Origin of the sequence: Phenylobacterium sp. VNQ135, from assembly GCF_049445735.1 — a bacterium.
Classification (GTDB): Bacteria; Pseudomonadota; Alphaproteobacteria; order Caulobacterales; family Caulobacteraceae; genus Phenylobacterium.
In genome coordinates this window covers 186,657-199,961 of sequence record NZ_JBMSDS010000002.1, presented here as the reverse complement: position 1 = coordinate 199,961, position 13,305 = coordinate 186,657, and the positions used below count along the sequence as shown (strand labels likewise).

Annotated in this window: 14 protein-coding genes; 4 read left to right on the top strand and 10 right to left on the bottom strand. The window is 71.0% G+C overall.

Going from position 1 to position 13,305, the window contains the following annotated elements:
- The 6 genes from ACO2Q0_RS06680 to moaA all read right to left on the bottom strand — a co-directional run bounded on the left by ACO2Q0_RS06680 (position 1) and on the right by moaA (position 3,139).
- The gene (locus ACO2Q0_RS06680) at positions 1 to 354 is read right to left on the bottom strand and encodes a GIY-YIG nuclease family protein (RefSeq protein WP_423350723.1); all 354 of its coding nucleotides are present in this window, start codon (positions 352 to 354) and stop codon (positions 1 to 3) included.
- 62 nt (positions 355 to 416) lie between these two features.
- The gene (gene moaC, locus ACO2Q0_RS06675) at positions 417 to 887 is read right to left on the bottom strand and encodes a cyclic pyranopterin monophosphate synthase MoaC (protein ID WP_423350722.1); all 471 of its coding nucleotides are present in this window, start codon (positions 885 to 887) and stop codon (positions 417 to 419) included.
- Complete coding sequence (gene moaB, locus ACO2Q0_RS06670; protein WP_423350721.1) at positions 884 to 1,429, bottom strand: molybdenum cofactor biosynthesis protein B; 546 nt, start codon at positions 1,427 to 1,429, stop codon at positions 884 to 886. The genes moaC and moaB overlap by 4 nt, the downstream gene beginning before the upstream one ends.
- Positions 1,426 to 1,881: a molybdenum cofactor biosynthesis protein MoaE gene (locus tag ACO2Q0_RS06665; protein ID WP_423350720.1), complete on the bottom strand. Its 456-nt coding sequence runs from the start codon at positions 1,879 to 1,881 to the stop codon at positions 1,426 to 1,428. The genes moaB and ACO2Q0_RS06665 overlap by 4 nt, the downstream gene beginning before the upstream one ends.
- The gene (locus ACO2Q0_RS06660) at positions 1,878 to 2,117 is read right to left on the bottom strand and encodes a MoaD/ThiS family protein (RefSeq protein ID WP_423350719.1); all 240 of its coding nucleotides are present in this window, start codon (positions 2,115 to 2,117) and stop codon (positions 1,878 to 1,880) included. The genes ACO2Q0_RS06665 and ACO2Q0_RS06660 overlap by 4 nt, the downstream gene beginning before the upstream one ends.
- Positions 2,118 to 2,119: 2 nt before the next feature.
- On the bottom strand, positions 2,120 to 3,139 hold the full coding sequence (gene moaA, locus ACO2Q0_RS06655) for a GTP 3',8-cyclase MoaA (RefSeq protein WP_423350718.1): 1,020 nt from the start codon (positions 3,137 to 3,139) through the stop codon (positions 2,120 to 2,122).
- A gap of 29 nt (positions 3,140 to 3,168) precedes the next feature.
- Between moaA and ACO2Q0_RS06650 the strand changes: the two genes are divergently transcribed.
- A complete protein-coding gene (locus ACO2Q0_RS06650) occupies positions 3,169 to 3,747 on the top strand; it encodes a nucleotidyltransferase family protein (protein ID WP_423350717.1) in 579 nt (192 codons plus the stop codon).
- Between the two features lie 10 nt (positions 3,748 to 3,757).
- On the opposite strand, the gene ACO2Q0_RS06645 is transcribed toward ACO2Q0_RS06650, so the two are convergent.
- Positions 3,758 to 5,947 carry a molybdopterin cofactor-binding domain-containing protein gene (locus ACO2Q0_RS06645; RefSeq protein ID WP_423350716.1) on the bottom strand — a complete coding sequence of 730 codons (2,190 nt, stop codon included), beginning with the start codon at positions 5,945 to 5,947 and terminating at the stop codon, positions 3,758 to 3,760.
- Positions 5,948 to 5,961: 14 nt separating this feature from the next.
- Positions 5,962 to 6,456 carry a (2Fe-2S)-binding protein gene (locus ACO2Q0_RS06640; RefSeq protein ID WP_423350715.1) on the bottom strand — a complete coding sequence of 165 codons (495 nt, stop codon included), beginning with the start codon at positions 6,454 to 6,456 and terminating at the stop codon, positions 5,962 to 5,964.
- Between the two features lie 142 nt (positions 6,457 to 6,598).
- Between ACO2Q0_RS06640 and ACO2Q0_RS06635 the strand changes: the two genes are divergently transcribed.
- The 3 genes from ACO2Q0_RS06635 to ACO2Q0_RS06625 are packed head-to-tail and all read left to right on the top strand — an operon-like array spanning position 6,599 to position 9,193.
- Positions 6,599 to 6,937, top strand: coding sequence for a c-type cytochrome (locus tag ACO2Q0_RS06635; protein ID WP_423350714.1), 339 nt, complete (start codon positions 6,599 to 6,601; stop codon positions 6,935 to 6,937).
- 21 nt (positions 6,938 to 6,958) lie between these two features.
- Positions 6,959 to 7,843 (top strand): NAD(P)-dependent oxidoreductase, encoded by an 885-nt coding sequence (locus tag ACO2Q0_RS06630; protein ID WP_423350713.1) that lies wholly within the window; start codon positions 6,959 to 6,961, stop codon positions 7,841 to 7,843.
- A gap of 48 nt (positions 7,844 to 7,891) precedes the next feature.
- On the top strand, positions 7,892 to 9,193 hold the full coding sequence (locus tag ACO2Q0_RS06625) for a dipeptidase (RefSeq protein WP_423350712.1): 1,302 nt from the start codon (positions 7,892 to 7,894) through the stop codon (positions 9,191 to 9,193).
- Here ACO2Q0_RS06625 and ACO2Q0_RS06620 read toward each other — a convergent pair.
- Both ACO2Q0_RS06620 and ACO2Q0_RS06615 read right to left on the bottom strand, forming a co-directional pair.
- Positions 9,190 to 10,866 carry an MFS transporter gene (locus ACO2Q0_RS06620; protein WP_423350711.1) on the bottom strand — a complete coding sequence of 559 codons (1,677 nt, stop codon included), beginning with the start codon at positions 10,864 to 10,866 and terminating at the stop codon, positions 9,190 to 9,192. The genes ACO2Q0_RS06625 and ACO2Q0_RS06620 overlap by 4 nt on opposite strands.
- Positions 10,867 to 10,937: 71 nt before the next feature.
- Positions 10,938 to 13,295, bottom strand: coding sequence for a PAS domain-containing protein (locus ACO2Q0_RS06615; protein WP_423350710.1), 2,358 nt, complete (start codon positions 13,293 to 13,295; stop codon positions 10,938 to 10,940).
- Positions 13,296 to 13,305 lie beyond the last annotated feature (10 nt).

Here is a 13,305-nt window from a genome sequence, read left to right as displayed (position 1 = left end):
TCAGGTGTCATCCCGGTTTCCGCGAAGCGGAAGACCGGGACCCATAAGCGCCGGATCGAGGGGAGGAAGGCGCATCATCTGAAGATACAAATCCTCCCAGTGCGGATTGTCCTCCTCGATGAGCCGGATCTTCCACTCTCGTCGCCATCGCTTCAGTTGTTTCTCGAAGTGGATCGCAGCGTGGACGTCTCCGAAGCCGCGATAAAACACAAGCCGGTCCACACCGTACCTCAGCGTGAAACCAGGGATCTGCTTGGCCTTATGCTCTCCCACACGACGCGCAAGATCGTTCGTCACACCCACATAGAGCGTGCCGAATCCCTTGCTCGCGAGGATGTAGACCCAATAGGTCACTCCGCCACCATCGGGCGCTTATGGGTCCCGGACAAGCGCTTCGCGCTTTCCGGGATGACAGTCTAGGGGGCCCGCCAGTCCCCGCTCTTGCCGCCGGTCTTGCTGACCAGGCGCACGGCCTCGATGACCATGCCCTTCTCGGCGGCCTTCAGCATGTCGTAGAGCGTCAGCAGCGCCACCGAGGCGGCGGTCAGCGCCTCCATCTCGACGCCCGTCTGGCCGGTGGTCTTCACCCGCGCGCTCACCGAGAGCCCGCCGTCGCCGGGCTCGACCCGCACCTCCACCTTGCTGATCGGCAGGGGGTGGCACATCGGGATCAGGTCGGAGGTCTTCTTCGCCGCCATGACGCCGGCGATCTCAGCCACCGCGCGCACATCGCCCTTCCGGCCCTCGCCGGACAGCGCCAGGGCAAGGGTCTCGGGCGCCATGCGCAGGAAGCCCTCGGCCGCCGCCTCCCGGGTCGTCACCGCCTTGTCCGAGACGTCGACCATGCGGGCGCGGCCCGTCTCGTCGAGATGCGTGAGCTTGCTCATGCTTCCATGAGGCGCGGCATCAGCTCGACCATGTTGCAGGGGCCGTGGCGGCTGTCGAGCTGGGCCGAGATCACCTTGTCCCAGCCATCCTTCACCGCGCCGTTCGAGCCCGGCAGGCAGAAGACGAAGCAGCCCTTCACGATGCCGGCCAACGCCCGGCTCTGCAGGGTCGACAGGCCCACCGACTGGTAGCTGACGAGGTGGAAGATCACGCTGAAGCCGTCGATCTCCTTGTCGAACAGCGGGCGGATGGCCTCGGGCGTCACGTCGCGGCCGGTGATCCCGGTGCCGCCGGTGGTGACGATGGCTTCGACGCCCTGCTCGACCCAGGCCAGCACCTGGCGGCGGATCGCCTCGACGTCGTCGGGCACGATGCCCTTTCCCGCCAGCTCGTGTCCTGCGGCCTTCACCCGCTCGGCCAGCAGGTGGCCGGACGTGTCGCTCTCCTCGTCGCGGGTGTCGGAGATGGTCAGCACCGCGACCTTCACCGGCTTGATCGGCTTGCTCTCGTCGATGCGGCCGCCGGGGGTGAAAGCGTTCATGACGGGGTCTCCTCATCCCAGCGCGCCCGATCGGCGTGGTCGGCGTCCGTCGGCTCGATCCAGCGGGCGCCGCCGGGGCCGTGCTCCTTCTTCCAGAAGGGCGCCTTGGACTTCAAGTAGTCCATCAGGAAGTCGCAGGCCTCGAACGCCGCGCGCCGATGCGCGGCCGCCGTGGCGACGAAGACGATCGGCTCGCCCGGCGCGATCCGGCCCACGCGGTGCAGGATCATCAGGTCGTCGAGGGCGAAACGTTCGCGCGCCTGGTCGGCCAGCGCCCCGATCTGCGCCTCGGTGAAGCCCGGATAGGCCTCGAGCTCGAGGATCGCCGTCGAGCCCTTCTCGGCGCGGGCGAGGCCGGTGAACGTCGCCACCGCGCCCGTCTCCGTGCGTCCCCGCGTGAAGGCGGTCAGGAGATCGCCGGGATCGAACGGTTGGTCGGTGAGGGTGATCATCCGCCGCTCATCGGCGGCAGAAAGGCCACCTCGCTGGCGGGACCCAGCGCCCGGTCGCCGCGCACCAGCGCCTGGTCCAGCGCCACCTGCACGCCCGGTCCGTCCAGCGCCTCGGCCAACGTCGCGTCCTCGGCGGCGATCAGCGCCTTCAGGCCCGACAGCGAGCCGGCGTCGATGGTCCGCTCCCGCCAGCCGGCGAGGTCGCGCAACGGACCGAACAGCAGCACGCGGGCCATGCTCAGCCGCCCGTGGTGGACATGTGCCGCGCCACCGCCGGCTGGGCGCGGGCCACGTCGAAGTCGTGCCCCTTGGGCTTGGCGTCGACGGCGTTGCGGATCGCCTCGATCAGGTCGGCGTCGGAGGCGCCGCCCCGCAGCACGGCCCGCAGGTCGGCGCTATCCTCCTGGCCCAGGCAGGTGTGGAGCGTACCTGTACAGGTCAGCCGCACCCGATTGCAGGCCTCGCAGAAATTGTGGCTGAGCGGGGTGATGAAGCCGAGGCGCCCGCCGGTCTCGGCGACGCGCACGTAGCGCGCCGGCCCGCCGGTGTTCAGGCCGATGTCTTCCAGGCTCCAGAAGCTCTCCAGCTCGCGCCGCACGTCCTTGAGCGACAGGAACTGGTCGGTGCGGTCGGCCTCCACCTCGCCCAGCGGCATGGTTTCGATCAGGGTGATGTCGCAGCCCTTGCCGTGCGCCCAGGCGATCAGGCCGGGCAGCTCCTCGGCGTTGTCCTGCTTCAGCGCCACGGCGTTGATCTTCACCGACAGGCCCGCGGCCTGGGCCGCCGAAATTCCGTCCAGCACCTTTGTCAGGTTGCCGCCGCGGGTGAGCGTCCGGAACAGCTCCGGCTTCAGGGTGTCGAGCGAGACGTTGATCCGCTTCACCCCGGCCGCCGCCAGCCGGTCGGCGAACTCCACGAGCCGGGCGCCGTTGGTGGTCAGGGTCAGCTCCGAAAGCGCGCCGCTCGCCAGGTGCCGCGACAGCCCCTCGATCAGCCCCATGACGCCCTTGCGCACCAGCGGCTCGCCGCCCGTGAGGCGCAGCTTCCGCACGCCCAGCGTCACGAAGGCCGAGGCGATGCGGTCCAGCTCCTCAAGGGTCAGCACCTCGGCCTTCGGCAGGAAGGTCATGTGCTCGGCCATGCAGTAGACGCAACGCAGGTCGCAGCGATCGGTCACCGACAGGCGCAGATAGGTCACCGTCCGGCCGAAGCCGTCGACGAGCGCCCCTTGCGGCGATCCTGGATCGGTGAGCGTCATGTGGGACCCAAGATAGAGGCGAAGACGGCGTGGCGACAGAGGCGGTTGTTCTCGCGGCGGGGTCGGGCTCGCGTTTTGGCGGCGGCAAGCTGCTGACGGCCTACGGGAAAGGCGTCCTGCTGCATGGCGCGCTGGCGGCCGCTTTCGCCGCGCCCGTCCGCCGGGTCACGGTGGTCACCGGGGCCGACGGCTCCCAGGTCGCCGAGGCGGCCATCGCCTACGACCCCAGCGTCCAGATCGTCGACGCCCACGATTGGGAGGAGGGCATGGCCGCCTCCCTGCGCGCCGCCATCGCGGGCCTGCCCGCCGACACCGAGGCCTGCATGGTCTTCCTGGGCGACATGCCGCGCGTGCCGCACGAGGTGCTGAAGCCGCTGTGCGAGGCGGTGGCGGCCGGGGCGCCGGCGGCGGCTCCCGTGTTCGACGGCCAGCGCGGCAATCCCGTGGTCCTGGCCCGGGCGCTGTTCCCGCAGGTGCTGGACCTCCGCGGCGACGTCGGCGCCCGCCGCATCCTGGATGCCCTGGGCGAAGCCGTGGCCCTGGTCGAGGCGCCGGACGACGGCGTCCTCTTCGACGTGGACCACCGCCGCGACGTGGAGACCGCCTAGGCCTTCACGCCTAAGCCTTCACGAACGGCTGGCTCAGCACCGGCTGGCCGTTGATGGCGAGCAGGGCGTTGGCCACGGCAGGGCCGATCACCGGCGTCCCGGGCTCGCCAACGCCGCTGGGCGGATTGGTCGACGGCACGATGTAGGTCTCCACCGTCGGCGCCTCGGAATTGCGCAGCACGCGGTAGGTGTCGAAATTGGCCTGGTCGACCGCGCCGTCGGTCAGCGTGATCTCGCCGAACATCGCGCCGGAAAGGCCATAGCACGTGCCGCCCTCCATCTGGGCGGCGATCTGGTCGGGCGAGATGACGATGCCGCAGTCGATGGCGGTGACCACCCGACCCACCTTCGGCGCGCCGTTCTCCAGCTGCACCTCGGCGATCTGGGCCACCACCGAGCCGAAGCTCTCGTGGACCGCCACGCCGCGCGTCCAACCCGCCGGCGCGGGCGTGGTCCAGCCGGCCTTCTCGGCGGCGGTGTTCAGCACGGCGAGGTGCCGGTTGGCGCCGGCCTTCACGTAGAGCGCCCGGCGGTACTCGACGGGGTCCTTGCCGGCCTTGCGGGCCAGCTGGTCGATGGTGTGCTCCATGACGTAGGCGGTGTGCGTCGCGCCGACGCTGCGCCACCACAGCACCGGAACGCCGGCGTCGGGCGTCAGCAGTTGGGCGTCCACGACGGGCGTCGCCTTCAGGTACGGCGAGCCCATGGCGCCTTCGACGGCCGTGAAGTCGATGTCGCCGCCCGGCATCCCCGGAGGCGCGCCCTTCATGATCGACTGGGTGACGATCCGGTGCCGCCAAGTGGCCGGGAATCCGTCCGCGTCGGTGGTCACGCGGACGGTGTGATGCACCAGCGGCCGGTAGTAGCCCGCCCGCATGTCGTCCTCGCGGGTCCAGACCAGCTTCACCGGCCGGCCGCCGCCCACCTTCTTGGCGATCTGCACGCACTCGGCCACGTAGTCCGATTGGAAGTTGGCGCGGCGCCCGAACGAGCCGCCGGCCGGCAGCGTCTCGATCTGGATCGCGCCCGGCAGGTTGCCGACGATCTTCGCCGTGTTGAGCTGGTCCAGCGTCTGGGTCTGCGAACCGAACACCAGCCGGGCGGAGTTGCCCTTCACGACGGCCACGCAGTTCATCGGCTCCATGGTCGCGTGCGCCAGGTACGGGAAGTCGTAGGCGACCTCGACGGCCGCCGTCCCGCCCGCCGCGCGCGCGGCGTCGCCCTTCGAGTCGAAGCCCTGCCACTTGGCGCCCTCGGCCGGCTGCGCCTTGCCCGCGGCGAGGTCCTTGAAGCTGGCGAGGATCGCCGCCGAGCTCCGCGTTTCCGCCGCCGACTCGTCCCAGGTCACCTGCAGGGCGTCGCGGCCCTGCCGCGCGGCCCAGGTGTCGTTGGCCACCACCGCCACGCCGGTCGGGATCTGATGGACTGCGACGACGCCCGGGACCTTCTTCGCCGCCGCGGCGTCGAAGGATTTCACCTTGGCCCCGAATTTCGGCGGATGCGCCACCATGGCGACCAGCATGTTCGGCAGCCGGACGTCCTGGGTGTAGCGCGCCGTCCCCGTGCTCTTGGCGACCGAGTCCTTGCGGCGCACCCGGTCGGTGCCGATGAGGGTGAAGGTCTTCGGGTCCTTCAGCGTCACCTCGGCCGGCGGCTTCACCTTGGCCGCGTCCTCCAGCAGTTCGCCGAAGTGGGCCTGCTTGCCCGAGGCGTGGCTGACGAGCCCGTTCTGCACCCGCACCTCGCCGGCTGGGACGTTCCACTTGCCGGCGGCGGCCTGGACGAACATCGCCCGCGCCGAGGCGCCCGCCCTGCGGAGCTGCTCCCAGGAATTCGAGATCGCCGACGAGCCGCCGGTCCCTTGGGTGCCGCCCATCCCGGCGTTGCCATAGACGTTGGCGATGGCCGGCGCCTGCTCGACGCGCACCTTGGCCCAGTCGGCGTCCAGCTCTTCGGCGACGATCGCCGCCAGGCCCGCGTGGTTCCCCTGGCCGAACTCGATGTGCTTGGAGACGACGGTGACGGTCCCGTCCGCGGCGATGCGGATGAAGGGGCCGAAGGCGCCGAAGTCCTTCTTGGCGCCGACGCTCAGCATGTCGGCGGGCGAGCAGCCGACCAGCAGGGCGCCGCCGGTCAGCGTTGCGCCGACGACCAGCGCGTCGCGGCGGGTGACGGCCTTGGGGAAGAGCGGCTTGTTCATCGGGGCTCTCCTCCTCAGGACTTCGGCGCCGGAACCGCCGGCACGGGCGCGCCCGCGACGACCGGCATGCCTGCGGCGTCCTTGATGGCTGCGCGGATCCGCTGGTAGGCGCCGCAGCGGCAGATGTGGCCGTCCATCGCCGCGTCGATCGCCGCATCGTCCGGCTTGGGGTTCTGGGCCAGCAGGGCGGCCGCGCCCATGATCTGGCCCGACTGGCAGTAGCCGCACTGGGGCACGTCGTGCTTCACCCAGGCCTGCTGCAGCGGATGCGCGCCGCCGAGCCCCTCGATGGTGGTGATCTTCACGCCCGAGAACGCCGAGACCGGCGCCGAACAGGACCGGATCGGCTGCCCGTCGGCCAGCACCGTGCAGGCGCCGCACTGGGCGATGCCGCAACCGTACTTCGTGCCGGTCAGCCCCAGTTCATCCCGGAGCACCCAGAGTAGGGGCGTGTCCGGGCCCGCGTTGACGTTCAAGACGCGTCCGTTCACATCGAGCGTCGAAGCCATTCCACGTCCTCCCACGACACGTCATCTGGCATAGTAGCTGTGCTGCGGCGGTCTGGGAAAGCCGGTGATGGCCTTGCGCACGAAGGCCCGCTAAAGCGTACCGCTCTTACGAATTGCCCGTTCAAGAACCTGGGGAGAGTTCATGATCCGCGTCGCCGCCGCCCTGGCGCTCTCGCTCGCCGCCGCTCCGGCCTTCGCCGCCGACGGCCAGCAGCTGTTCAACATGCAGTGCAAGATGTGCCACGCGGGCGGTCCGATGGGCCCGAGCCTGACGGGCGTAGCCGGCGCCAAGATCGCATCGAAGGACGGCTTCGCCTACTCGCCGGGCCTGAAGGCCAAGGGCGGAACCTGGACCGACGCCAACCTCGACGCCTTCCTGAAGGCGCCCGCCCAGTTCGCGCCCGGCACGAAGATGATGATCTCGGTCCCCTCGGACGAGAACCGGCAGGCGATCGTCGCTTTCCTCAAGACCCTGAAGTAGCCGCGCAGTAGGCTCCGGCGCATGGACGCCTTTCCCGCCTTCTTCCCGCTCGCCGGCCGCACGGTGGTGATCGCGGGGGAGGGCGAGGCGGCCGACGCGAAGGCGCGCCTGTTCGAAGGCTCGCCCGCCACGGTCGTGCGCCTCTCGGCTGAGGAGGCGCTGGACCATCGCGCCTATGCCGCGGCCACCCTGGCCTTTGTGGCCGCCGAGGACGACCACTTCGCGCGCCAGGCCGCCGAGGCCGCGCGCGCCGCCGGCGTTCCGGTCAACGTCGTCGACCGTCCGGCGCTCTGCGACTTCACCACGCCGGCGGTGATCGATCGCGGCGAGGTGGTGGCCGCCATCGGCACCGGCGGCGCCTCGCCCATGCTGGCCACCCTGCTGCGCCACGAGCTGGAAACCCGCGTGCCCGAGGGCGCCGGCCGGGTCGCGGCCCTGTTCCGACAGATGCAGGACGAGGTGCGCCAGGCGCTGCCCGAGCCGCATCGCCGCCGCGCTTTCCTGCGCGGCGCGCTCACCGGGCCCGCGGCGGAGGCCGCGATCGCCGGGGACATGGACCGCGCCCGCGACCTGCTACGCCAGGGGCTGGCGCAGGACGCGCCTCTGCCCGCCGCGGTGCAGTACATCGACGCGCGCGGTCCCGCCGACCTGCTCACCCTCCGCGCCGCCCGCGCGCTCGCCGCCGCCGACGTGCTGGTCTGCGACGAGGGGGCCCACGCCGACGTCCTGGCGCTCGCCCGCCGCGACGCCGAGCGGCGCTCCGGCCTTCGGACCGACGCCCTGGCCGACCTCGCCCGCGAGGGCCGCCGGGTCGCCCGCCTCGTCACAGGCTCGACCTGGCGGACCGAACAAGCCGCACTGGAAGCTGACGGGACCGAGACCCAGGTCCTGCCGATCGCCGGCTGATCCACGCGCGGCGTTGACCGCCGCGGCCGCGCTTGCCAAGCCTTGCGCATGAAGAGGCTGTTCTGCTCGGTCGCGCTCGCGGCCCTCGTCGCCACCGGCGCCCACGCCCAGACCGATCCCAGGATCGCCGCCCGCGTCGACCGCGTGCTGGCCAGGACGCCCCTCATCGACGGCCACAACGACCTGCCCTGGGCCATCCGGGAGCGTTTCGCGAGCAAGGTGGAGAAGGTCGACCTGTCGAAGGACACCACCGTCCTGCCGCACGCCCCGGCCGATCCGCCGCTGATGACCGACATCCCGCGCCTGAAGGCCGGCCGCGTCGGCGGCCAGTTCTGGTCGGTGTGGATCCCCGCCACCATCACCGGACCGGAGGCGGTGCAGGTCACGCTGGAGCAGATCGATATCGTGCGCCAGATGGCCCAGCGCTGGCCGCAGGCGTTCGAGATGGCCTACACGGCCGACGACATCGTCCGCATCCACAAGGCCGGCAAGGTCGCCTCTCTCGTCGGCGTCGAAGGCGGCCATCAGATCAACGGTTCGCTGCCGGTGCTGCGCCAGATGCACGCCGCCGGCGCGCGCTACATGACGCTGACCCATTCCTCGACCATCCCATGGGCCGACAGCGCCACCGACAATCCGAAGCACGGCGGCCTCACGCCCTTCGGCGAGGCGGTGGTCCGCGAGATGAACTGGCTGGGCATGCTGGTCGACCTCAGCCACGTCTCGGAAGACGCCATGAAGGACGCCCTGCGGGTCACCCAGGCGCCGGTGATCTTCTCCCACTCGGGATCGAGGGCGGTCGCCGACCACCCGCGCAACGTCTCGGACGAGGTGCTGGCGCTGGTGAAGCGGAACCGCGGGGTCGTGATGGCCAACTTCGCGCCGGGCTATGCGTCCGACGCGTCCGCGCGCTGGGCGTCGGACCGCGCCGCAGAGGCGACCCGCAACAACGCGCCGCCCTACGCTGGCAACTTCATCGGCCAGCCCGAGAAGGCGAAGGCCGCGCTGGAGGCCTGGGAGAAGGCCCATCCGCAGCCGCCGGTCACGCTCGCCATGATCGCCGACCACGTCGAACACATCGCCAAGGTCTGCGGGAAGGACTGCGTGGGCATCGGTTCCGACTTCGACGGCATCGGCTCGGCGCCGGCGGGGCTCGACGACGTGGGCAAGTTCCCGGCGCTGCTGGCCGAAATGGCGCGTCGCGGCTGGACGGACGCCGAGCTCGCGGGGCTGGCCGGCGGCAACGTGCTCCGCGTCATGCGCGAAGCCGAAGCCGTCTCGAAGCGCCTCCAGGTCGAGCGGCCGGCTTCGAACGCGACGATCGCCGAGCTGGACCGCCCCGCCTCCTAGAAGTCCAGGTCGCGGCCCTTGGTCTCGCGCATCAAGAGCAGGCAGGTGGCGACCGAGATGGCGGTGAACACGACCGGGAACCACAGGCCGGAGTAGATGTTGCCGACCGCCGTCACGATGGCGAAGGCCGAGAACGGCACGAAGCCGCCGACCCAGCCGGTGCCCACGTGGTACGGTAGCGACAGCGCCGTGTACCGGACCCTGGTCGGGAACATTTCCACCAGCGCCGCCGCCATCGGCCCGTAGAGCGCGGCCGCGGCGATCACGAACACCAGCATCACGGCGAACGCCCCGGCGAAGTTCATCCGGGCGGGATCGGCCTTCTCGGGATAGCCCGCGCGCGCCAGGCCTTGCTTGATGCGGCCCTCGACGCTGGCCTTCACGGCCTTCGCGGCGTCGGCGGGCAGGCCGCGGGCGTCGGCCGAGGTGATGGTCGCCAGGCCCACGCGCACCATGGCCCGCTGGCGCGGCGCGCCCGCCTCGTTGCGGTACGAGACCCCGGCGTTGGCCAGCACCCCCTTGGCGATGTCGCAGGACGAGGTGAAGTGCGCCTTGCCCACCGGGTCGAACTGCAGCGAGCAGTCGGCGGGATCGGCGATCACCACCACCGGGGTGCGCGCCTCGGCCTCGGCCAGGGCCGGGTTCAGGGTCTTGGCCAGCATGTGGAAGCCGGGGAAGTAGGCGACCAGCATCAAGGTCATGCCGAACAGCATCACGGCCTTGCGGCCGATCCGGTCCGACAGCCAGCCGAAGAAGACGTAGGCCACGGCGCTCACCGCGGTGGCCGAGAGCATCAGGGCGCTGATGGTCTCGGGCGGCGCCTTCAGGAACCGCTCCATGAAGGTCTGGACGTAGAAGAAGGCCGTGTACCAGACCGCCCCCTGCGCACACATGAAGGCGAACAGGGCCAGCAGCACGAGCTTCAGGTTGCCCCACTGGCCGAAGGCTTCCTTGAACGGCGCCTTCGATTGCTGGCCCTCGGCCTTGAGCTTGGCGAAGGCCGGGCTTTCCGACAGCTTCAGCCGCATCCAGATCGAGATCCCCAGCAGGCCGGCCGAGAACAGGAACGGGATCCGCCAGCCCCAGGCGTCGAACGCCTCGGCGCCGACGAACTCGTCCAGCACCAGCCGGGTCGCCAGGATCACCAGCAGGGCGCCGGCCAGGCCCAGGGCCGCCGAGGTCTGGACCCAGCTCGTCGCCCAGCCGCGCTTGTCGGCCGGCGCGTGCTCGGCCACGTAGATGGCGGCGCCGCCGTATTCGCCGCCCAGCGCGAAGCCCTGGATGATCCGCATCAGGATGAGCAGGGCCGGTCCGAGGAGGCCCGCCTGCTGATAGGAAGGCAGCAAGCCGATGGCGAATGTGGCGCCGCCCATCAGCAGCACCGTCATCAGGAAGGCGCCCTTGCGGCCGGCGCGGTCGCCGATGCGGCCGAACACCAGCGCGCCCAGCGGCCGGAACAGGAAGCCCGCGCCGAACAGCGCGAGGGCCGCGGCCAGGCCGGCCGTCTCCGGCAGGCCTGCGAAGAACACCCGGCTGATGACGCCCGCCAGGCTCCCGAAGACGAAGAAGTCGTACCACTCGAAGGCGGTGCCGGCCGCGGACGCCGCGACCACCGTCCTCAGAGACGTTTCGTTCTCCGGCGCGTCGGCCCGGTCTGCGGCGACGTCCGCCATGCGCTGATCCTCCCCCGAGGGCGTTGTTTCGCCTGCTCTAACACCGCTTCGCGAAGCGGGGGAAGGCGGCGTCAGGCCACGACGGCGTCGCCGACGTCTTCCTCCGGCGCCGCCGGGGCGCTCAGGCGGGCGATCTCGGCCAGCAGCGCCGCCGGCGAGATCGGCTTGCCCACCACGCCGTCCATGCCCGCGTCGAGGTAGGACTGGCGCTGATGCGAGAGCACGTTGGCCGTCAGCGCCACGATCGGCGTCGCCGCCACCGCGCCGCCCAGACCGCGGATGCGGCGCGCCGCCTCCAGCCCGTCGATGCCCGGCATCTGCACGTCCATCAGGATCAGGTCGAAGCCCCCGCGGCCGGCCGCCTCGACGCCGAGGTAGCCGTCGGCGGCGGTCTCGACCGAGGCCCCCAGGTTCTCGAGCAGCTTGGTGGCGATCAGCCGGTTGGTGGCGTTGTCCTCGACGACCAGGACCCGCAGGCCCTCCAGCACGGTCTGCGGCGCGGCCTCGACGGCGACCTGAGCCTCGGCCGGCTCGGCCGCGACTTCGAGCCAGAACGTCGAGCCCTGGCCCTCGACGGACGTGAAGCCCACGTCGCCGTTCATCAGCTCGGCCAGCCGCCTTGTGATGGCGAGACCCAGGCCCGAGCCGCCGAACTTCCGCGTGGTGGAGGCGTCGGCCTGGTTGAACCGCTGGAAGAGCCGCGTCTGGGCGCTCTCGGGGATGCCGACGCCGGTGTCCTCGACCTCGAAGCGCAGCACGCCGGCGTCCGCCGTCCGGCAGCGGACCACCACGTGGCCGCGCTCGGTGAACTTCACCGCGTTGCCGACCAGGTTGAACAGCGCCTGGCGAAGGCGCACGGGGTCGGAACGCACCCAACCCACGTCGGGGGCGGCCTCGACGATGAGCTGCAGGCCCTTGGCCTGCGCCTGCGGCTTCAGCAGCCGCGCGACGCCTCCCACCAGAGCTCTGACGTCCACCGGCTCGCAGGCCAGCTCCAGTCGGCCCGCCTCGATCTTGGAGAAATCGATCACGTCGTTGAGCAGCTCGGCCAGCATCTGGCCGCACGACAGCGCCTCCTCGAGCAGGGCGCGGCCGTCTTCAGTGAGATGCTCGCTCTTCAGCAGGTGCAGCACGCCCATCACGCCGTTCAGGGGCGTGCGGATCTCGTGGCTCATGTTGGCCAGGAAGGCGGCCTTGGCCTCGCCGGCCGCTTCCGCCGCGCGCTGGGCCTCCTTCAGCGCCAGCTCCTGCCGCTTGCCGGCGTCGCAATCCTGGATCAGGCCGACGGCCTTCAGCCAGCGCCCGCCGCGTCCGACCTTCAGGTGATGGTGGACCCTCACCCAGCGTTCGCTGCCGTCCGGGCGGATGATCCGCGCCTCGAAGCTCTCGCCCGACCGCTTGTCGCCGCGGTGCAGCGCGCGGAACGAGGCGCGGACGTGCGGCAGGTCGTCGGGGTGGAAGCCGGGATAGCTGAGCTCGACCGCCTCCTCGTAGCTGGAGCCCCGCAGGCCCGTGATCCGCTCGAACTCGGGCGAGGCCCAGAAGCTGCGGTTCACGTGGTCGATTTCGTAGACCCCGGCCTCCGCGGCCTTCAGCGCCATCTCCAGGCGCCGGGCGGCCACCTGCACCTCGCGGCGGGCCTTGCGCGCCTGCTGTTCGCCATGGCGGGCGGCGTCGCGCGCGGCGGCGAGTTCGGTGATGTCCTCCGAAATCCCCTTCAAGGCGTGCTGGCCGCCGGGGCGCGGTTCGGTGGCGACGGTGGCGCGAACCGTTATCCAGTGATCGCGCGCCCACATCCGGTGCTCGAGCTGGATCGGATGGCCCTTGGTGACCGCGCGCGTGAAGGCGTCGATCACCCGCTTGCGTTCGCGCGGATGGACCAGCGCGGCGAAGCCTTCGGGCGTGTCGTGCTCGACGGGCTTGAAGCCCACCATGCTGACGATTTCGTCCGACCACCAGATGCGGCTCTCGTGCGGCTCGAAGGTCCACATGCCGATGCCCGCCGAGACGCCCAGCGCCTTGCGGGTGCGGCGCGCCGAGTCCAGCTCGTCGCGATGGGCGCGCTCCTGGGTGGCGTCGCGCATCGTCACCAGGTGGCAGCCGTCCGCCAGCATCGAGCGACGCGCGGCCGCCCAGCGATAGCTGCCGTCCTTCAGCAGGACACGCGCCTCGCTCTCGTACATCACGCCGGGTTTCGACTGGGCCGCGCGCTCCCGCACGCCCGGTCGATCGTCGGGGTGGAACAGCTCGATCGCGCGGCGGCCGATCAGCTCGTCCTCGGTCCAGCCGGTGAGTTTCGTCCAGGCCGGATTGACGAGACGCAGGCGCCCGTCGGGCCCGACCACGTGCATGAGATCGCAGCTGTTCTCGAACAGCCGCTGCACCATCTCAGCCCTGTCGCCGGCGCTGATCGCGCTCTTGCGGGCCATCTGTTTCCCC

Excerpts from the sequence above, each read along its gene's own strand:
- ACO2Q0_RS06665 (WP_423350720.1), bottom strand. The coding sequence starts at position 1,881 with ATGATCACCCTCACCGACCAACCGTTCGATCCCGGCGATCTCCTGACC.
- ACO2Q0_RS06645 (WP_423350716.1), bottom strand. The coding sequence starts at position 5,947 with ATGAACAAGCCGCTCTTCCCCAAGGCCGTCACCCGCCGCGACGCGCTG.
- ACO2Q0_RS06640 (WP_423350715.1), bottom strand. The coding sequence starts at position 6,456 with ATGGCTTCGACGCTCGATGTGAACGGACGCGTCTTGAACGTCAACGCG.
- moaB (WP_423350721.1), bottom strand. The coding sequence starts at position 1,429 with ATGAACGCTTTCACCCCCGGCGGCCGCATCGACGAGAGCAAGCCGATC.
- moaA (WP_423350718.1), bottom strand. The coding sequence starts at position 3,139 with ATGACGCTCACCGATCCAGGATCGCCGCAAGGGGCGCTCGTCGACGGC.
- ACO2Q0_RS06615 (WP_423350710.1), bottom strand. The coding sequence starts at position 13,295 with ATGGCCCGCAAGAGCGCGATCAGCGCCGGCGACAGGGCTGAGATGGTG.
- ACO2Q0_RS06630 (WP_423350713.1), top strand. The coding sequence starts at position 6,959 with ATGGACGCCTTTCCCGCCTTCTTCCCGCTCGCCGGCCGCACGGTGGTG.
- ACO2Q0_RS06660 (WP_423350719.1), bottom strand. The coding sequence starts at position 2,117 with ATGGCCCGCGTGCTGCTGTTCGGTCCGTTGCGCGACCTCGCCGGCTGG.
- moaC (WP_423350722.1), bottom strand. The coding sequence starts at position 887 with ATGAGCAAGCTCACGCATCTCGACGAGACGGGCCGCGCCCGCATGGTC.
- ACO2Q0_RS06635 (WP_423350714.1), top strand. The coding sequence starts at position 6,599 with ATGATCCGCGTCGCCGCCGCCCTGGCGCTCTCGCTCGCCGCCGCTCCG.
- ACO2Q0_RS06620 (WP_423350711.1), bottom strand. The coding sequence starts at position 10,866 with ATGGCGGACGTCGCCGCAGACCGGGCCGACGCGCCGGAGAACGAAACG.
- ACO2Q0_RS06625 (WP_423350712.1), top strand. The coding sequence starts at position 7,892 with ATGAAGAGGCTGTTCTGCTCGGTCGCGCTCGCGGCCCTCGTCGCCACC.